General features: G+C 69.0%; 15 protein-coding genes. 4 read left to right on the forward strand and 11 right to left on the reverse strand.

What is annotated here, in order from left to right; genetic code table 11:
• Positions 1-50: 50 nt before the first annotated feature.
• The 4 genes from Plo01_RS39240 to Plo01_RS39255 all read right to left on the reverse strand — a co-directional run bounded on the left by Plo01_RS39240 (position 51) and on the right by Plo01_RS39255 (position 4,674).
• Complete coding sequence (locus tag Plo01_RS39240; RefSeq protein ID WP_203895885.1) at positions 51-1,298, reverse strand: arginine deiminase; 1,248 nt, start codon at positions 1,296-1,298, stop codon at positions 51-53.
• Complete coding sequence (locus tag Plo01_RS39245; RefSeq protein ID WP_239317929.1) at positions 1,295-2,698, reverse strand: amino acid permease; 1,404 nt, start codon at positions 2,696-2,698, stop codon at positions 1,295-1,297. The genes Plo01_RS39240 and Plo01_RS39245 overlap by 4 nt, the downstream gene beginning before the upstream one ends.
• A gap of 640 nt (positions 2,699-3,338) precedes the next feature.
• On the reverse strand, positions 3,339-3,596 hold the full coding sequence (locus tag Plo01_RS39250; RefSeq protein ID WP_203895887.1) for a DUF3040 domain-containing protein: 258 nt from the start codon (positions 3,594-3,596) through the stop codon (positions 3,339-3,341).
• 169 nt (positions 3,597-3,765) lie between these two features.
• The gene (locus Plo01_RS39255) at positions 3,766-4,674 is read right to left on the reverse strand and encodes a F0F1 ATP synthase subunit gamma (RefSeq protein ID WP_203895888.1); all 909 of its coding nucleotides are present in this window, start codon (positions 4,672-4,674) and stop codon (positions 3,766-3,768) included.
• Between the two features lie 29 nt (positions 4,675-4,703).
• Here Plo01_RS39255 and Plo01_RS39260 point away from each other — a divergent pair, with 29 nt between their 5' ends.
• The 3 genes from Plo01_RS39260 to pflA all read left to right on the forward strand — a co-directional run bounded on the left by Plo01_RS39260 (position 4,704) and on the right by pflA (position 8,544).
• Positions 4,704-5,309, forward strand: coding sequence for a nitroreductase family protein (locus tag Plo01_RS39260; protein WP_203895889.1), 606 nt, complete (start codon positions 4,704-4,706; stop codon positions 5,307-5,309).
• Between the two features lie 225 nt (positions 5,310-5,534).
• On the forward strand, positions 5,535-7,796 hold the full coding sequence (gene pflB / locus Plo01_RS39265; RefSeq protein ID WP_203895890.1) for a formate C-acetyltransferase: 2,262 nt from the start codon (positions 5,535-5,537) through the stop codon (positions 7,794-7,796).
• A 22-nt stretch (positions 7,797-7,818) separates the two neighbouring features.
• Positions 7,819-8,544, forward strand: coding sequence for a pyruvate formate-lyase-activating protein (pflA, locus tag Plo01_RS39270; protein WP_203895891.1), 726 nt, complete (start codon positions 7,819-7,821; stop codon positions 8,542-8,544).
• An 82-nt stretch (positions 8,545-8,626) separates the two neighbouring features.
• Here pflA and Plo01_RS39275 read toward each other — a convergent pair whose 3' ends face one another.
• The 7 genes from Plo01_RS39275 to Plo01_RS39305 form a co-directional block, all read right to left on the reverse strand.
• On the reverse strand, positions 8,627-8,926 hold the full coding sequence (locus tag Plo01_RS39275) for a hypothetical protein (protein WP_203895892.1): 300 nt from the start codon (positions 8,924-8,926) through the stop codon (positions 8,627-8,629).
• Positions 8,919-9,716, reverse strand: coding sequence for a slipin family protein (locus Plo01_RS39280; RefSeq protein WP_203895893.1), 798 nt, complete (start codon positions 9,714-9,716; stop codon positions 8,919-8,921). Before Plo01_RS39280 ends, Plo01_RS39275 begins: the two co-directional genes overlap by 8 nt.
• Positions 9,713-10,378 (reverse strand): hypothetical protein, encoded by a 666-nt coding sequence (locus tag Plo01_RS39285; protein WP_203895894.1) that lies wholly within the window; start codon positions 10,376-10,378, stop codon positions 9,713-9,715. The genes Plo01_RS39280 and Plo01_RS39285 overlap by 4 nt, the downstream gene beginning before the upstream one ends.
• Positions 10,375-12,738 carry a nitric-oxide reductase large subunit gene (locus Plo01_RS39290; RefSeq protein WP_203895895.1) on the reverse strand — a complete coding sequence of 788 codons (2,364 nt, stop codon included), beginning with the start codon at positions 12,736-12,738 and terminating at the stop codon, positions 10,375-10,377. Before Plo01_RS39290 ends, Plo01_RS39285 begins: the two co-directional genes overlap by 4 nt.
• Before the next feature lie 378 nt (positions 12,739-13,116).
• Positions 13,117-15,432 (reverse strand): phosphoketolase family protein, encoded by a 2,316-nt coding sequence (locus Plo01_RS39295; protein ID WP_203895896.1) that lies wholly within the window; start codon positions 15,430-15,432, stop codon positions 13,117-13,119.
• Positions 15,433-15,634: 202 nt separating this feature from the next.
• Complete coding sequence (locus Plo01_RS39300) at positions 15,635-16,207, reverse strand: hypothetical protein (protein ID WP_203895897.1); 573 nt, start codon at positions 16,205-16,207, stop codon at positions 15,635-15,637.
• A gap of 227 nt (positions 16,208-16,434) precedes the next feature.
• A complete protein-coding gene (locus tag Plo01_RS39305) occupies positions 16,435-17,136 on the reverse strand; it encodes a TetR family transcriptional regulator (RefSeq protein WP_203895898.1) in 702 nt (233 codons plus the stop codon).
• Between the two features lie 77 nt (positions 17,137-17,213).
• Here Plo01_RS39305 and Plo01_RS39310 point away from each other — a divergent pair, with 77 nt between their 5' ends.
• Positions 17,214-18,101 (forward strand): alpha/beta hydrolase, encoded by an 888-nt coding sequence (locus Plo01_RS39310; protein ID WP_203895899.1) that lies wholly within the window; start codon positions 17,214-17,216, stop codon positions 18,099-18,101.
• Positions 18,102-18,366 lie beyond the last annotated feature (265 nt).

An 18,366-nucleotide genomic window follows, 5' to 3' on the forward strand; every position in this document is an offset into this window, starting at 1 on the left:
CGGGGTGCCGGCAGGAAGGGGTGGTGCGGTGAAGGAGGAGTGCGCCGTGCTCAGATGCCGTCGCGCTCGATCGGGCAGCTCATGCAGCGCGGGCCGCCTCTCCCCCGGCCCAGCTCGCTGCCGCGGATGGTGATGACCTCCACCCCGTTGGCGCGCAGATAGTTGTTGGTGGTGGTGTTGCGCTCATAGGCCACCACCACACCCGGCTCGATCGCCAGCACGTTGCAGCCGTCGTCCCACTGCTCGCGCTCGGCCGCGTAGACGTCCTGAGTGGCGGTCAGCACCTTGATGTCGTCCAGCTCCAGGGCCGCGGCGATGGCCCGGTGCATGTCCTCCGGAGCGTGATCGGTGATCTTCAGTTCCTTGGGGTTGTCACCCGGCTCGATCGTGTAGGAGGGCAGCATGCCCAGCCCGGCGAACTTGGTGAAGGTGTCCTCGCTCACCTGGGTCATGACCGTGTCCAGGTGCATGAACGCCCGTGCCTTCGGCATGTTGAGTGCGACGATCTTCTTGGCCGCGCCCTCGGCGAACAGCCGGGTGGCGAGGGTCTCCACGACCTGCGGCTGGGTGCGCTCGCTCATCCCGACCAGTACGGCGCCGCGCCCGATGACCAGCACGTCCCCGCCCTCGATGGTGGCCGGGGCCGCCGCCATGCCGGGCATCCACACGTGGTAGCCGCCCTCGGCCCCGGGCCGGTCGTAGCCGGCGGCGAACATCGGATGGTAGCGGTAGATCGCCTCGTAGTTGACCGTCTCGCGCTGGCGGGCCTTCTTCTTCATCGCGTTGATGGACACCCCGCCGTAGATCCAGCAGGAGGTGTCCCGGGTGAACAGGTGGTTGGGCAGGGGCGGCAGCACGAAGCCGTCCATCTCCAGCACGTGGAAGGCGACGCTCTTGGGCTCGCAGCCCAGCTCCATGATCTCCCGCTTGGTGATGCCGCCCGTCAGGAACCGCGCCAGCATGACGGTGTCCAGGCCGTCCAGGGTGTTGCGGATCGCGTCGGTGGCCATCGGCCCGAAGAAGCGCTCGTCGACGCTGCCGTCGAGGATGTGCTTGCGCGCCTCGGGGAGATCGACGGTGGTGCGCAGCAGGTCGGTCAGCAGGTGCACGGTGATGCCGCGGTCCCGCAGCACCTGCTGCCACTCCTCGTGCTCCTCCACCGCGCGCTGCACCCACAGCACGTCGTCGAAGAGCAGCTCGTCCTTGTTGGACGGGGTCAGCCGCTTCAGCGACAGCTCGGGCTTGTGCAGGATGACCTGGCGGAGCCGGCCGACCTCGGAGCCGACGTGGAAGTTCATCGGAGTTCTCCCGTGGTGCGTGTGATCTCCTTCGGGCCGTACTCGCCGCGCGAGGCCTTGACCCAGATGTAGACGGGGATGCCGGCCAGGAGCATGAGCGTGCCCTGGAAGACCGCGTCGCCGCCGGCACCGAAGATCATCCAGAAGGTGAACAGCAGGGCTGCGACGGCCAGCGTCAGGTTCCAGCCCAGTCCCTTCCTGCTGACCTGCCGCTCGCCGGTGACCAGCCAGAACAGCTGGGCGGCGGCGGAGAACAGGTAGGGCACGACCGTGGTGAAGGTGGCCAGCAGCAGAATGGTGTTGAAGGCGTTCTCGGCGGCGAAGGCCATCACGAAGGTGATCGAGGTCAGGACCGTGCCGACGACGATGCCGACCCAGGGCACGTTGCCGCCGCGCATCCGGGTGAACATCTTCGGGAACAGACCGTCGCGGGCGGCGGCCATCGGCATCTCCGCCACCAGCAGGGTCCAGCCGTTCAGCGCGCCGATGCCGGAGATGATCGCGAAGGCGGCCATCACCATGCCCCAGGCGCTGCCGCCGAACATCGCGTTGATCGCGTCGGCGAAGGGCGCGGTGGAGTTCACCAGCTTCTCGTGCGGGACGGTGCCGAAGACCGCGACGGTGCCGAGCATGTACAGCGCCGCGCAGGCCAGGGTGCCGTAGACGCTGGCACGGCCGATGTTGCGCGCGGGGTCCTTGACCTTCTCGGCGGCGATGCTGGCGCTCTCCACACCGGAGTAGGCGAACAGCACCAGGGCGGCGGCCACCGAGACGGCGCCGATCCACGAGCCGTCGGTGGCGTTGAACGGGCCGAAGTTGTCGGCCTGGATGAAGAACAGGCCGACGATCGCCACGAAGATCAGCGGAGCGAACTTCAGGACGGTCGTGATCAGCTGGAAGGCGCCCATCTTGGTGACGCCCGCCAGGTTGATCAGCGCCGGGATCCACAGGCCGATCAGCCCGATGACCACCTGGGCGCCGGTGCCGCTCCAGTCCAGGCCGAAGGCGGCCTCGGCGAAGTAGACGACGTAGCCGACCCAGGCGACGGCGATGCCCGCGTTGCCGGCCCAGGCGGTGATCCAGAACGACCAGGCGTTGAGGAAGCCCGGGAACTCGCCGAAGGAGTCACGGGCGTAGGCGTAGGGCCCGCCCGAGGCCGGGATGCGGCGGCCGAGCCGTCCGAAGACGACGGCCAGGGCCAGCGAGCCGAGGGTGACGATGCCGAACGCCAGGATGCTCACGGTCCCGAAGGCCGCCAGCGAGGCCGGGAGCAGGAAGATCCCGGTGCCCACGATGTTGCCGACGACCAGTGCGACGGCTTGCGGCAGTCCCAGGCGAGTGCCCTTTTCGGCGCGCGGGGTCGTTCCTCCCGCCGCTGTGGTGTGATCAGCGGCGGCCACCCCAGGGAGCGGTCCGCCTTCTGTCATTTTCATGGTGTTTCCCGATTGACAGTGATGCGACCACCTGCCCGGTCGGCGGTGGCCCTCTCGGCATGGACGGCGCGGTGGCCGGTGACCGTCCCGGGTCTCATGTGACCCGTGGTGCGTCTGCCCAACAGCCGGGAATCTGTCATCATTTGACCTTTTCCGTTGACCGCGTGTCGCAGGAAAACGGCCCTGACCGATGGGACTTCCGTCCCTCTTTCTCCGCCCACTCGTCCCTGACCTCCTGCACGGAGGCCGAGCGTGAAGGTTGCGTGCTCATCTCGCACGCTCACGTGAGGCGGTGCCCCGACGCCGCTGACGAGTGCTGGCGGCGGTCCGTGCCGGTGGACTCGGTCGACACCGTTCAACCACTCGGCGTCGCCCGTGACCGCTCGAGGCGGTCAGAACCGGGGATCGGCGACGCTTTCCGAACCGGAGGTTCCCGGCCTTCGGAATCCGCGAGACCACGGGGTGATGCTCGACCCGGGCCACCGCTATGACAGCCCGGCAAGCCGGCCCATTTCAGGCCCGGACCGGATGCCCCGCGCTGCGGACGCGCCGGAGGCTTTCCGCTGCCGAACGTGGTGAGACCCTCGGTCAGCGAAGTGGTGGAAGGTCAGCCGCCGTGCTGCGCGTGCGTGGCGGCGATGGAGTCACCGCCGACGCCTCCCAGGGACGGAAGCACCACGGCCATGACGGCCATGAGCGCCGCCAGTAGCGCGACAACGAGCATGTGCCGCCGGGAGGGCAGGATCTCGGTGGGGATTGTGCCGGTCGCGAAGGAAACGAGGGAACGAGCCAGATCCGGCTCCTCCGTCCGGAACTGCCCGGCGATCGCGGTGAGGACACGCTTCTCTCGGACAGACAGACCCATATGCGCTTCCTCCGGCGACAAACAGAGTTTTGGATATTTTCATCCCTTTTCTGATGGCACGCCAAGCGATGGCAGGTAGATCTTTTCCATCCGAGACGCCGCCTTCACTCCCCAGTCCCGCTCCAACTGGCCGTGCCGGCCTCCCACCTCATCTTCCCGCGCAAATCCCTCACCGCCTCCTCGGATCAGACAGCGCGGCGGCGCCGCCGACGATCTCGGTCAGCTCGGTGGTGATCTCCGCCTGGCGAGCCTCGTTGGCCTGACGGGTCAGCTCACCGATGATCTGCCTGGCGTTCTCCGTGGCCGCCATCATCGCGGTGCGCCGGGCAGCCTGCTCGGCTGCGGCCGAGGTGAGCAGCATGTGCCAGATGAGGGCATTAACGTACCTGTGGAGCAAAACGTCCAAGACCGCGTCGACAGAGGGCTCGAAGGCGAACGGCGCCCGCGGAGACCGCTCACCCGGGGGAACAGCTTCTTCCTCCACCTCGATGGGCAGAATCCGCCGGACAGTCGTGCGCTGGGTCAGCATCGAGACGAACTCGGTGAACACGATGTGCACCTCGCCCACCCCGCCCGCCCGGGTCGGCGTGTCATAGGCTCCGACCAGTTCCCCGCCGATCTCCGCCGCCGCACCGTACGACGGCGCGGCTGAGATCTGCACCCACTCGCGCACCACCGGGCGGCCCCGGAAGCGGTACCACTCGATGCCCTTGCGGCCGGTCAGATAGAAGAGCGGCTCCTTGCCCTGCTGCCGCAACAAGGCGGCCAGCGCCTCCCCCTGCCGGAGCACATTGTTGTTGTAGCCTCCGCAGAACCCCCGATCACCGGTGATCAGCAGCACCGCCACCCGCGCGGTGTCGGGCCGGAGGTTGAGCAGCGCATGATCGGCGTTCGGACGGTGGCTCAACAGGGTCGAGACCGCTCTGGCGATCTCACGCGCGTACGGCTCCCCCGCCGCAGCACGGTCCCGAGCCTTCGACACCCGGGAGGTGGCGATGAGTTCCTGCGCCCGTGTGATCTTGGCTATGGAGCGGACAGAGCGGATCCGCTGCCGGATCACCCGAAGTTGCCCTCCCACCGCGCGTCCCCCAGATATTCAGAAAAGTGATGACACTCAGTGACTGCCACCATCCCCGATTCCCGTCCTTCCCAATCCCGCAGACGATCACGGACGAGCTGATCACAGCTGCCCGGACGGAGGGAGCCGGCCTGATCTTCCCACCCGGCCCGGCCATCACCGCACTGCTGGAGGAGATCGCCGCCGCCGCCGAAGCCCTCACCGGCAACACCGGCTACCGCACCGAGCTGACCCGGTGGACCTGCGGGCCGTCACACGCCGACGGCGTGCCGCCCTACGTCCAGGGACCGCGGCCGATCGGCGACCTGGCCCCCGTGCGCGACTTCGCCCGGGCGACCAGGGAGCGGGCCCGCTTCGAAGACCGTCCCCGCCTGGCCGTCCTGACCACCCCCGGCGACGGCCCGGCCGACTGGCTGCGCGCCGGACAAGCCCTGCAGCGCCTCCTGCTGGCCGCCACCGTGCACGGACTGTCCGCCTCGTTCCTCAACCAGCCGCTGGACCTGCGCGACATGCGCCGCCACACCGATCCCCGCCACCCCGGCGGCCACCCCCAAATGATCATCCGCCTCGGATACGGCCCCGCCGTGCCCCGCGCCCCGCGCCGCCCCGTCCCCGAGCTGCTCCAGGCGGCGTGACCCACGGGGGCGGTCCCGCATGCCGTGCCCCCGCCGAACCGTGACCCCGCACGATCCGATCCACCGGACGTGCGGGGTCACGCGTTCCGCGTCCGCCGCCGGAGGGCCGACGGGCTCCAGCCGCTCGTGACCAAGGTCCCCCGCCTCGGGGACGTCTTCCTCCGGCCGTCCGGAGCCCCGCTGCCGAAGATGGAATCGCCACCGAAGTTCGCAGGAGGTTCCGTCATGAGCATCACCCTTGAGACCGGACGTGTCGCCGAGGAAGGCGCCTGGCGCGGCTTCCGCGGAGGCGTCTGGTGCTCGGCCATCGACGTGCGGGACTTCGTCCACACCAACTACACCCCCTACACCGGGGACGAGGGCTTCCTGGCCGGGCCCACCGAGCGCACGCTGGCCGTCTGGAACCGCCTGACCGCGCTGTTCCCCGAGGAGCGGGCGCGCGGGATCCACGACGTGGACGCCTCGACCCCGTCCTCGATCACCTCGCACGCCCCCGGCTACATCGACCGGGAGCGCGAGCTGATCGTCGGCCTGCAGACCGACGCCCCGCTGAAGCGGGCGATCATGCCGAACGGCGGGCTGCGCATGGTCGAGAACGGCCTGGCGGCCTACGGGTACACGCTCGACCCGCAGGTCAAGGAGATCTTCACCGAGTACCGCAAAACGCACAACGCCGGCGTGTTCGACGCCTACACCCCGCGAATCCGTGCGGCCCGCCGTTCGGGTGTCATCACCGGCCTGCCCGACGCCTACGGCCGCGGCCGGATCATCGGTGACTACCGGCGTGTTGCCCTTTACGGCGTGGATCACCTGATTGCGGCCAAGCGGGCCGAGCTGGCCACCCTGGACGAGGCGCCCTCGCGTGAGAACGTGATCCGCGACCGGGAGGAGCTGGCCGAGCAGATCCGCGCGCTGGGTGAGCTCAAGCAGATGGCCGCCGCCTACGGCTTCGACGTCTCCGGGCCCGCCACCACGGCCCAGGAGGCGATCCAGTGGCTGTACTTCGGCTATCTGGCGGCCGTCAAGGAGCAGAACGGCGCCGCCATGTCGCTGGGCCGTACCTCCACCTTCCTCGACGTCTACCTCCAGCGCGACCTGGCGGAGGGCACGATCGACGAGACGCGCGCCCAGGAACTGGTCGACGACTTCGTGATCAAACTGCGGATCGTCCGCTTCCTGCGCACCCCCGAGTACGACCAGCTGTTCTCCGGCGACCCGACCTGGGTCACCGAGTCGATCGGCGGCATCGGCTCCGACGGCCGCCCGCTGGTCACCCGCACCAGCTTCCGGTTCCTGCAGACCCTCTACAACCTCGGCCCCGCCCCCGAGCCCAACCTGACGGTGCTGTGGTCGCCCGCGCTGCCGGAGGGCTTCAAGCGCTTCTGCGCCAGGGTCTCGATCGAGACCAGCTCGATCCAGTACGAGAACGACGAGCTGATGCGGCCGGTGTACGGCGACGACACCGCCATCGCCTGCTGCGTGTCCGCCGCGCCGGTGGGACGGCAGATGCAGTTCTTCGGCGCCCGGGTGAACCTGGCCAAGACCCTGCTGTACGCGATCAACGGCGGCCGCGACGAGATCACCGGCGAGCAGGTCGGCCCGGCGCTCCCACCGCTCACCGGCGACCGGCTCGACTACGAGGAGGTCGCCGCGGCCATGGACCGGATGATGGACTGGCTGGCCGAGACCTACGTCGACGCCCTCAACGTCATCCACTACATGCACGACAAGTACGCCTACGAGCGCATCGAGATGGCGCTGCACGACTACCCGGTCAAGCGCACCCTGGCCTGCGGCATCGCCGGCCTGTCGGTGGCCGCCGACAGCCTGTCGGCCATCAGGTACGGCGGCGTGCGGGTCGTCCGCGACGAGACCGGCCTGGCGGTCGACTACGTCGTCGAGGGCGACTACCCGGCTTTCGGCAACGACGACGACCGGGCCGACGCCATCGCGGTCGGGCTGGTGCGGAGCTTCATGGAGAAGATCCGCAAGTATCCGTCCTACCGCGACGCCGAGCACACCCAGTCGGTGCTGACCATCACCTCCAACGTGGTGTACGGCAAGCACACCGGCAACACCCCCGACGGCCGCCGGACGGGCGAGCCCTTCGCCCCGGGCGCCAACCCGATGAACGGCCGCGACCGGCACGGCATGGTCGCCTCGGCGCTGTCGGTGGCCAAGCTCCCCTACGAGCAGGCCAGGGACGGCATCTCGCTGACCAACACGGTCACGCCGGCCGGGCTCGGCCGTACCGCCGCCGAGCGCATCGGCAACCTCGCCGGGCTGCTGGACGGCTACTTCGACGGCGGCGGCTTCCACATGAACGTCAACGTCCTCAACCGCGACATCCTGCTCGACGCGATGGACAACCCCGACAAGTACCCCCAGCTCACCATCCGGGTCTCCGGATACGCGGTCAACTTCGTCCGCCTGACCAGGGAGCAGCAGCTCGATGTCGTCAACCGCACCTTCCACGGCTCGCTCTGAGGCCGGCCCCGACAAGGGCGCCGTGACCGGTTCCGTCCACTCCTGGGACATCTCCACGGGGGTGGACGGGCCGGGCACCCGTTTCGTGGTCTTCACCGCCGGGTGCCCGCTGCGCTGCCTGTACTGCCACAACCCCGACACCTGGCAGCAGCGCCGCGGCACCCCGGCCACCGTCGACGAGCTCGTCGCCCGCGCAGCGCGTTACCGCCGCTTCATCGAGGTCGCGGGCGGCGGGGTCACCGTCAGCGGCGGCGAGCCGCTGCAGCAGCCGGCCTTCACCGGCGAGTTCCTGCGCCGCTGCCGCGAGATGGGCCTGCACACGGCGCTGGACACCTCCGGCTTCCTCGGCCACCGCGCCACCGACGCCATGCTCGCCGACGCCGACCTGGTCCTGCTGGACATCAAGTCCTGGGACCCGCAGATCTACCGGCGCGTCACCGGCAACGACCTGGCGCCCACCCTGCGCTTCGCACGCCGCCTGGCGGAGCTGGAGCGCCCCACCTGGGTGCGGTTCGTCCTGGTGCCCGGCCTGACCGACCGGGAGGAGAACGTCGACGGGCTGGCGGCGTTCGTGGCCACGCTGCCCAACGTCGAGCACGTCGACGTCCTGCCGTACCACCGGATGGCCGAGGGCAAGTACACCAAGCTCGGGCTGCGCTATCCGCTGCCCGGCGTCGAGCCGCCGGACGCCGCGCTGCTGGAGCGCGTGCACGCCCAGTTCCGCGCCCACGAAGTCCCCAGCCGCTGACTCCGCCGCACCCGGTGAGCGGGGCGAGGCCAGCCACGCCGCGAGAACGGAGATATGCCCGGAAGTAGGGCGACCGCCGTTCTCAGCCGTCCTTGTCCGGGGGGTTCTGCCCCATGTGCCGCGTGCGCATCCAGCGCAGGGCGCCCATGATGGCGATGACCGCGCCGATCGCGCCGACGATCAACCCGCCGAACATCCACAAAAACAGCGGGCTCATGCCGGTCTCGCCACCTGAGTGACCGGCCATGCTGCCACCGAGAAAGCCGGCCAGCGGGGCGAGGCCGGCCAAGAGCGCGCCGAGGATCACGGCGCGGATCCCTCGCGGGGACCGGGGTTCACGCGACGCGGTGCCGGACTGGCGGACCGGGGTGGGCTCAGGCATGGGACTCTCCTCGTACGGCGGAGCCGTTCATCATGCTGGGGATCTTCTGCAGGAACGGGCCGATGATGTCGATGGGCAGCGGGAAGACGACGGTGGAGTTCTGGTCGGCGCCCAGCTCCAGCAGCGTCTGCAGGTAACGCAGCTGCAGCGCGGCCGGACTGCGGCTGAGCGTGTCGGCGGCCTGGCGCAGCTCCTCGGATGCCTGAAGCTCACCCCGGGCGTTGATCACCTTGGCGCGTCGCTCCCGTTCCGCCTCGGCCTCGCGGGCCATCGCACGCTGCATGGCCTCGGGGATCTCGACGTCCTTGATCTCCACGACCTGCACTTGCACTCCCCACGGCGCGGTCTGGGCGTCGATGCTGCGGGTGAGGTCCTCGTTGAGGTCGGCCCGGTGGGCCAGGAGGGTGTCGAGGTCGGCGCGACCCACGACCGACCGGAGCGTGGTCTGTGCGATCTGGGAGGTGGCGACCGCGTGGTTCTCCACCGCGGTCACCGACAGGATCGGATTGACGATGCGGAACATCACGACGGCGTTGACGCGGGCTGGCACGTTGTCCCTGGTGATGACCTCCTGCGGAGGAATTGTCAGGGTCACCACCCGCAGGTCGACGCGGACCATCCGGTCCAGTCCCGGCAGCACCGGCCGCAGGCCGGGCTGCAGCGGGGCGCGCAGCCTGCCGAGTCGGAACACCACCCCGCGCTCGTACTCCCGCAGCACCCGCACTGCGGCCATGGGCACGACCAGTACCGCGACGGCCGCGACGGCCGCGACTACCGGTCCCACGCTCATGGCCGACTCCGGCGGGCGCCGTGGTCGCTGCGGTAGCCGGTCCGGCGGCGCGCCTCCCGAGCCGCGGCGATGGCTGCGGTGGTCACCGTCGTATCCAGCGTTTCAACCTTGACATCGGCCCTGACCTCGGATCTGACCCCGGCGGGGAAGCCCGCCGTCGTGCGACGCAGATGCGACCAGAGCGGCAGGCCGCCCGCGGCCAGCAGCAGCACGGCTGCGGCCAGAATGGCGCGCTCGGTCCACGTGCGCTCCGGCGGCAGCGCCGTCGCCAGCGGCCAGAGCGTGCTGAGCAGGGCGAGGGTGCAGGCGATCCCGCGGTGGAAGCGCTCGGCTTCCGAGGCGGGCCAGGGATCGACGGTGCGGGTGATCTCCCGGCCGGCCTCGGAGGTGGTGCAGGTGTCCTTCACCGGGCAGGCGTTGCACACCGCCGGTGTCGCCCGATAGCGCATCACCCGGTGCTCCGGGTCGAAGGAGTGCGGCCACAGCCACTGGTCCTCGGGACAGACCCAGGCATCGTGGGCGGCGTGGTAGGTGAAGGCGCCCGATCGGCGGCCGGAGGCGCGGCCGGAGGTCTGCCGGGCCGCGAGATCGAGGGCGAAGGCGATCAGCAGGAGGAAGGTCCCGTAGACGACCGCCAGCCAGACGGCGGGAGCGATCATCATGCCTCTTCCGGAGCGGACGAGTCACCTGTGCGGTTACGGTCGGAGGCGTAGCGAGCGTCCCCGGTGGCCGGGCCGGCCGGGACCGGTTGCTTCTCGGTGAACAGCTCCTCAATCGGCACGGTGTCGGTGGTGGAGCGGATCCGGTGCCGCACGCCGAGCCAGGCGATGTAGAGGAAGGGCAGCACCCCGCCGCCGATGAAGATCACATCCCCGGGCATGCGCAGCCATTCCAGGACGGCGTTGCCCGGCTGCATGATGTAGTCCAGCGAGCGCGCCTCGTAGTAACCGTCGTTGACCGAGTGCCACAGCTGGATGACGCCCAGCGGCAACAGAGTGGCGAACACCATCCAGGCCAGCCCGATGTTGAGTGACCAGAACGACAGCTTGGCCAGCTTGTCCGGCCAGAGCCGGGCCGGGATGAGATAGCGCAGCGCGAAGAAGGCCAGGCCCACGGCGAGCATGCCGTAGACGCCCATCATCGCGCCGTGCCCGTGGTTGGCGGTCAGCGCGGTGCCGATCTGGTAGTAGGACACGATCGGCAGATTGATCAGGAACCCGAAGACTCCGGCGCCCAGGAAGTTCCAAAACCCCACCGCGACCATGAACATCACCGCCCAGCGGTGTGGGAAGGGGGCGGAGCTGCGTGACTCCTGCCGGGAGCCCAGCTGCAGGAAGGTCCAGGCCTCGATGGTGAGGAAGGTCAGCGGGATGATCTCCATGGCGGAGAAGAAGGCGCCCAGGGCCATGTGCTCCACCGGCGTGCCGGAGAAGTACAGGTGGTGCATGGTGCCGATGACGCCGCCGGCGGAGTACAGGATGATGTCGAGGAAGATGAGCTGCAGCGCGATCTTGCGGCGCACCACCCCGAGCATCACGAAGATGTAGGCGACCATGACGGTGGTGAACAGCTCCAGGAAGTCCTCCACCCACAGGTGCACCACCCAGAACCGCCAGAACTCGCCGACCGTCAGGTGGCTGGTGGTCCCGGCGAGCAGGCCGACGGCGTAGAAGCCGGGGATCGCCAGCCCGGCGTAGAAGAACACCCACGGCAGGTTCGCCCGGTTCTCGGTCTTGAGCCGGGGGCGGATGGCTCGGTAGATGATGGCGATCCAGATGAACATGCCGAGACTGAGCAGGATCTGCCAGACCTTGGGCAGGTCCAGATACTCCCACTGCTGATCCCACAGCGGGGAGCCTTTCGCCCACTCCACCCCGAAGATGCTCAGCGCCTCACCGATCATCGAGCCGACGACCACCACGGTCACCGCTCCGAGCAGGCCGTAGACCAGCAGATGCTGCTTCTTCGGCTCGCGGCCGGAGATGTAGGGGGCCAGGAAGATCCCGGCGGCCAGGAAGGAGGCCGCAGTCCAGAACAGCGCCAACTGCAGGTGCCAGGTGCGGGCGAGGTTGAACGGCAGGATCTGGGCCAGGTCCAGGCCGAAGAAGCTGGACAGGTCGGCCCGGTAGTGCTCGACCGCCGCGCCCAGCAGAGCTTGGAGGAGGAAGAGCGCGGCCACCACGAAGAAGAACCAGGCCGTAGCCCGCTGAGCCGGGGTGATGCCCACCTGGCCGGGCTGTTTGAACGCCAGCGGCCGCACTTCGGTGCCGTGCCAGCCGATCTGCCGGTTCCACCGTCCGTACAGCGCGAACAGCACGCCCGCGCCCACCAGCAGGGCCGTCAGCGACAGCCCGCTCCACACCAGGATGTCGGCGGTCGGGGTGTTGTTCACCCGCGGTTCGGGCGGCCAGTTGTTGGTGTAGGAGTAGTCGTGGCCGGGGCGCTCAGCCGCGGCCGCCCACGCCGTCCATCCGAAGAACGCGGTCAGGTCGTGGATGTCGGCCGGGTCGGTGATGGCCCGCGGGATGAGGCCATACTTGGTGCTGTCGGCGCCAAAGAAGTCCGCGTAGTGTTGCCGAATCCGCTCGAAGGCCCGCGCCTGGGCTGCGGTGATCCGCAGTGTGCCGTCGGCCTCGGTGTAGCGGTTGGTGCGCACCATCTTCACCAGCGCGGCGCGCGGGTCCTGCGCACCGGAGGCGCGCAGTTCGGCCTCGATGAGGGTGGCCGAGCGGCGCAGGTAGTCGGCGGTGTAGTCCGGCCCCAGATAGCCGCCGTGGCCGACGATGGAGCCGTACTGCTGCAGGCCCCGACGCAGGAAGATCTGCTGCCCTGAGGTGATGTCCGCACCCGTGAAGACGATGCGGCCCTGCTCGTCGACGACCCGTTCGGGCTGTGGCATCGCGTCGGTGTAGGTGCGCACCGCCAAAAACCCCATCACGAAGAACCCAAAGATCATCACCAGGGCGACGCCCTGGATCCAGCCCTTGGCGATCAGCCGTTCCGAGCGCGGAACCGGTTCCACACCTGATGATCCTGATTGTGTCTGTACCACCGCAGCACCCCCGCAATACTCGGCTGATCGGGCACGATGACTCCGGAGGGTGAGTTTCTTCTTACCCTGAGTCAACAACGAAGCTGACATTAAAGTCAGAGAGGCCGAAAGCAAAGGTGCCGCGCCGAGACACGATGGGACCAAGCGGACAGTCGCGACACACGTCGGGGAGGCAGTCGAATGGGCAGATTCCCTGTCTGACTGTCGGCCGGAGATCCCAGAGCGAACATGCGGCAGCGGCACGGTGCCGCATGTTCACCCTGGACCGCCTCGCCGCCGTCGATCGCGGAGAAACCGGCTACCGCAGCCGATCACCCGCCGGGAGCAACGGGAAACGGCTGCCGTCGTTCACCGCTGCCAGACCCAGTCGCGGATGTCTGCTGGGTCCTCACCATGCTGGCGGGTATAAGCCCGCGCGTGCAGGCGGGCGTCGAGCATCTGCTGGCGCAGGTGGGCGGCGGCGGTGCCCAGGCCGGGGACCCGGTCGATGACGTCGATGACCAGGTGGTAGCGGTCGATGTCGTTGAGCATCGCCATGTCGAACGGCGTGGTGGTGGTGCCTTCCTCCTTGTAGCCGCGCACGTGGATGTTGGCGTGGCCGGCGCGGCGGTAGGTCAGGCGGTGGATCAGCCACGGGTAGCCGTGGAAGTTGAAGATGACGGGCTTGTCGACGGTGAACAGGGCGTCGAACTCCGCGTCCGGCATGCCGTGCGGGTGCTCGCTGGACGGCTGCAGGCGCATCAGGTCGACGACGTTGACGACCCTGACCTTCAGGTCCGGCAGGTGCCGGCGGAGCAGCGCGGCGGCGGCCAGCGTCTCCAGGGTGGGCACGTCACCGGCGCAGGCCAGCACGACGTCGGGCTCGCCGCCGGCGTCGTTGGAGGCCCAGTCGATGATGCCCAGGCCGCGGGTGCAGTGCACGATCGCCTCGTCCATGGTGAACAGGTCCAGCACCGGCTGCTTGCCCGCCACGATGACGTTGACGTAGTCGCGCGAGCGCAGGCAGTGGTCGCCGACCGACAGCAGCGTGTTGGCGTCCGGCGGCAGGTAGACCCGCACGACCTTGGCCTTCTTGTTGACCACGACGTCGAGGAAGCCGGGATCCTGGTGGCTGAAGCCGTTGTGGTCCTGGCGCCACACGTGCGACGACAGCAGGTAGTTGAGCGAGGCGACGGGGCGCCGCCACGGGATGTCGTGGCAGGCGTCCAGCCACTTGGCGTGCTGGTTGAACATGGCGTCGACGATGTGGATGAAGGCCTCGTAGCAGTTGAACAGGCCGTGCCGGCCGGTCAGCAGATAACCCTCCAGCCAGCCCTGGCACAGATGCTCCGACAGCACCTCCATCACCCGGCCGCCGGCGGCCAGATCGGTGTCGGTCGCCAGCGTCTCGGCGTTCCAGGCCCGGCCGGTGACCTCGAACACCGCGCCCAGCCGGTTGGAGGCGGTCTCGTCGGGCCCCATCAGGCGGAAGGTCTGCGGGTTAGCCTCGATGATGTCGCGCAGGAAGGCGCCCAGCACGCGGGTGGGCTCGCTGTGCTGGGCGGCCGGGTCCTTGACCTCCACCGCGTAGCGGCGGAAGTCCGGGATGGCCAGCGGGCGCAGGATCTCCCCGCCGTTGGCGTGCGGGCTGGCGCTCATCCGCCGCGGCCCCTCGGGCACCAGGTGCAAGATCTCCGGCATCGGGCGGCCGTCGGCGTCGAAGAGCTCCTCGGGCCGATACGAGCGCATCCACTGCTCCAGCATCGCCCGGTGGGAGGCGTCGTCGCGGACCGCCGACAGGGGAACCTGGTGGGAGCGCCAGGTGCCCTCCACCGGCACGCCGCCGACCTCGGCCGGGCCGGTCCAGCCCTTGGGCGAGCGAAGGATGATCATGGGGAGGCGGTCGGCCCGGCCGTCCTTGAACTCGGCGATCTGATCGAAAACGACTCCCAGGGTCTGCTGCATCAGCTGGTGCATGGCCGCCGGCTCATGCCCGGACACGATGTGGGGGCGGTAGCCGTAGCCTTCCATGAGTTTGACCAGCTCGGCTTCGGGGATGCGCGACAGCACCGTCGGATTGGCGATCTTGTAGCCGTTCAGGTGCAAGATCGGCAGCACCACGCCGTCACGGGCCGGGTCGAGGAACTTGTTGGAGTGCCAGCTGGCGGCCAGCGGGCCGGTCTCGGCCTCGCCGTCGCCGATGATGCAGGCCACCACCAGGCGGGGGTTGTCGAAGGCCGCGCCGTAGGCGTGGGCCAGGGCATACCCCAGCTCGCCGCCCTCGTGGATCGACCCCGGCGTCTCGGGGGCCACATGGCTGGGCACCCCGCCGGGGAAGGAGAACTGCCGGAACAGCCGGCGCATCCCGGCGGTGTTCTGCGGGATGTCGGGGTACTTGTCGGAGTAGGAGCCCTCCAGCCAGGCGTGCGCCACCGCCGCCGGTCCCCCGTGCCCGGGCCCCGCAATGTAGATCATCTCCTGGTCGCGCTCCAGGATGACCTGGTTGAGATGCGCGAAGCAGAAGTTCAGGCCCGGGGTGGTGCCCCAATGCCCCAGCAGGCGCGGCTTGACGTGCTCGGCGGCCAGCGGCTCGCTCAGCAGGGGATTGTCCAGCAGGTAGATCTGCCCCACCGACAGGTAGTTGGCCGCCCGCCAGTACGCGTCGATCCTCTGTAGTTTCTCCATGGGCACGACCCTTCCCGCATTTCCCTTGATCACGTAGAGGATTTGGTCCTCACCGCCGAGGGCCGACATGCCCACGACATCTCCGACGCGCATTCTGATCGGCTTCCCGGTCTCGCCCGGGGTTCCCGTCGCACGGGGTGGCCCCTTCCGCAAAGCGAACGCCCGCCCCCTGCCTTTCAGGGGACGGGCGTCGCGCGGGCGGTCACTTCAGAATCGGGAGGCGCTTGACCAGGGCGGTCTTGCCCCACCAGGCGCCGATTCCGAGGGTGTCGCCGGCGTGGGCCAGGGCCAGGCCGACCAGGACGATCGCGTAGACGATGTGGTCGTCCATGAACGGGTTGGTGGCCAGCGGCAACTCGGCCGCCCACATCAGCAGCATCATGGTCGCGCCGGCCGCGGCGGCGACGCGCATGCCCGCGCCGAGGATGAGGGCGCCGCCGACGCCCAGCAGGCCGAGCATGAACAGCCAGTCGACCCACGCCTGACCGGCCAGGCCGCCGAAGAAGCCGCCCAGGGCGTTCTCGCCGCTGCCCTTGAGGAATCCGGTGGTGGGGCTGCCGCCGTTGACCCAGGCCTTGGCGGCGGGGGTGGCGAAGCCGAGACCGAAGGTCTTGTCGATGAAGGCCCACAGGAACACCCAGCCGAGGGCGATGCGGGCGGCCGCCCAGGCGTAGGCGGCGGGGGTGCGGTTCTGCACGGCGTGGGTTCCAGCGGGGGTGGTGACGGGGGTGACGGCGTGGCCGTTGACCGGCTTGCGTCCGTGGATGACGGCCATGACTGGCTCCTGTTCCGGTTTCTTCTCGCTTACGTCACCCAGTACATCCGCCGGAACCGCCTTTTTGCAGAGCCGTACGGCTCGCACTCGCGTCTCCAAGGTCCTGCCGTCGATGGGACTTCCGTCCCACTCCTAGAATCGCCCCGGTTCGGTAGAGCCCCATCGATTCCGGCTCGGCCTCCGCAGCTGGGAGATCAAGACTGTCTCAAAATCAAATCTCAGAATATTTAGATTTTGAGATGGCGATAGATGGTTGCTCTGGAGACCTGGAAACGGGCGGCTATCTCCTCGGCGCCGCTGCCTTCGGCGTACAGGAGACGTGCCTGTTCGACCTGCTCTCCGGTGAGGATGGCGCGCCGTCCGCCGCTCCGTCCCCGGGCGCGCCCGCGAGCCCGGGGGACGGTCTGTTCACCCAGCAGCGCCCTGGCGCCGTCCAAAATCAGGCTTCGCAGTCGTTCGGCCGGTTCGTCGCGGAACAGCACCACCGGATCGGCCAGCCCGGCGACTACCTGGGAGGCGCGCACCCGCTGTTCGAGCCCGGCGCCCGGACCGGCCACCAGCTCGTTGGCCAGGGAGATCGCGGCGCGGAAGCGGTCGGCGACCGGCGCCTGCACCAGCAGCGTCATGTCCCTGACCAGCATGATGAGTGTGTGGCGGTGGCGCAGGTGCACGTCGACGTAGCCCTCGATCGCCCGCCACCGCACCTCCTCGGCGCTGTCGTGTGACTCGGCCCGGGCCAGCACGGCCTCCAGTTCGTCCAGCAGCGGCAGCGTGAGCCGGTGGAGAATCTCCTCCTTGGAGTCGAAGTGGTAGTAGAGAGCGGCCTTGGTGATGCCGACTTCGTCGGCGATGGACTGCATGGAGGTGGCGCGGTAGCCGCGGGCGGCGAACAAGGCACGAGCCGCCTCCAGAATCCGCTGAGGTGTCATGGACTCACTTACCAAAGGTCAGTTATGCGGCTAGGCTGCTTACCAGAAGTCAGTTTACGGCTGCGGGGTTGATCTGTATGCGATCCGAAGTGTCCTTCACCTCCGCCGGCGTCCGCTGCGCCGGCTATCTCTACCTGCCCGCCGGTTCCGGACCGGTGCCGTGCGTGGTGCTCTGTCACGGCTTCAGCGGAACCATGGACCGGCTCTTCGACTATGCCGAGCGTTTCGCCGCCGCGGGCCTCACCGCGCTGGTCTTCGACTACCGCAGCTTCGGCGAGAGCGACGGCGAGCCACGTCAGGTCCCCGACATCGACGGTCAGCTCGACGATGTCCGCGCCGCCGTCGCCTTCGCCCGCGGGCACGAGCGGGTCGACCCCGACAGGGTGCTGCTGTGGGGCAACTCGCTGGGCGGCGCGCATGTCGTCACCGTGGCCGCCGACGATCCCCGGATCACCGCCGTGGTGGCGCAGATCCCGTTCAACGGGTTCCCGAAGAAGGTCGAGGGACGCTCGGCCGGTGACACGCTGAAGCTGCTGGGCGTGATCGTCTGGGATGCGATCCGGGGCAGGCTGGGCCTGCGACCGCACTACATCCCCATGGTGGGACGGCCGGGAGAACTCGCCGTGACCGCCACCCCCGAGGCCGACCGGCACATCCGGACCCTGACCGGTGAAGGGGAGACACTGTGGCGCAACAGCGTCGCCCCCCGAGGCCTGCTGCAGATGATGCGCTACCGGCCCGCCGACGCCGCCGCGCGCCTGACCTGCCCCCTGCTGGTCTGCCTCGCCGCCGAAGACCGGGAGACACCGCCGGAGACCGCTCGAGTGCTGGCCGACCGCGCACCACGAGGTGAACTGCGTGTTTACTCCGGCACGCACTTCACCTTCTACACCGACCTCGCGTTCCGGGAGCGCGTGGTGGCCGACCAGATCGGCTTCTACCGCCGGGCGGCCGCGATGGTGTGACGGGAGCCACGCGATTCAGCGTGATGTCCCAGGATCAGCGCCCCGGCCGTATGCGGCGAGCATGCCGACTGGGCCGCCGGCCTACCGGCCCGGACCCGTCCCCGGTGTCGTCCGGGTCAGGCATCTCACGGAGTAGAGTCGCCGGGTCCGGGAAGATCCGGAGATGGTTCGGATTTTTGATGACCCTTCGGAGAAATGACGGCTTTCACGGCTCGTGGTCGGCCGGGTGTCCGGTGCCTGCGACCGCGGTGAGGAGCGCTGAGGG

The sequence above is a fragment of the Planobispora longispora genome (genome assembly GCF_016863135.1).
GTDB classification, from domain to species: Bacteria; Actinomycetota; Actinomycetes; order Streptosporangiales; family Streptosporangiaceae; genus Planobispora; species Planobispora longispora.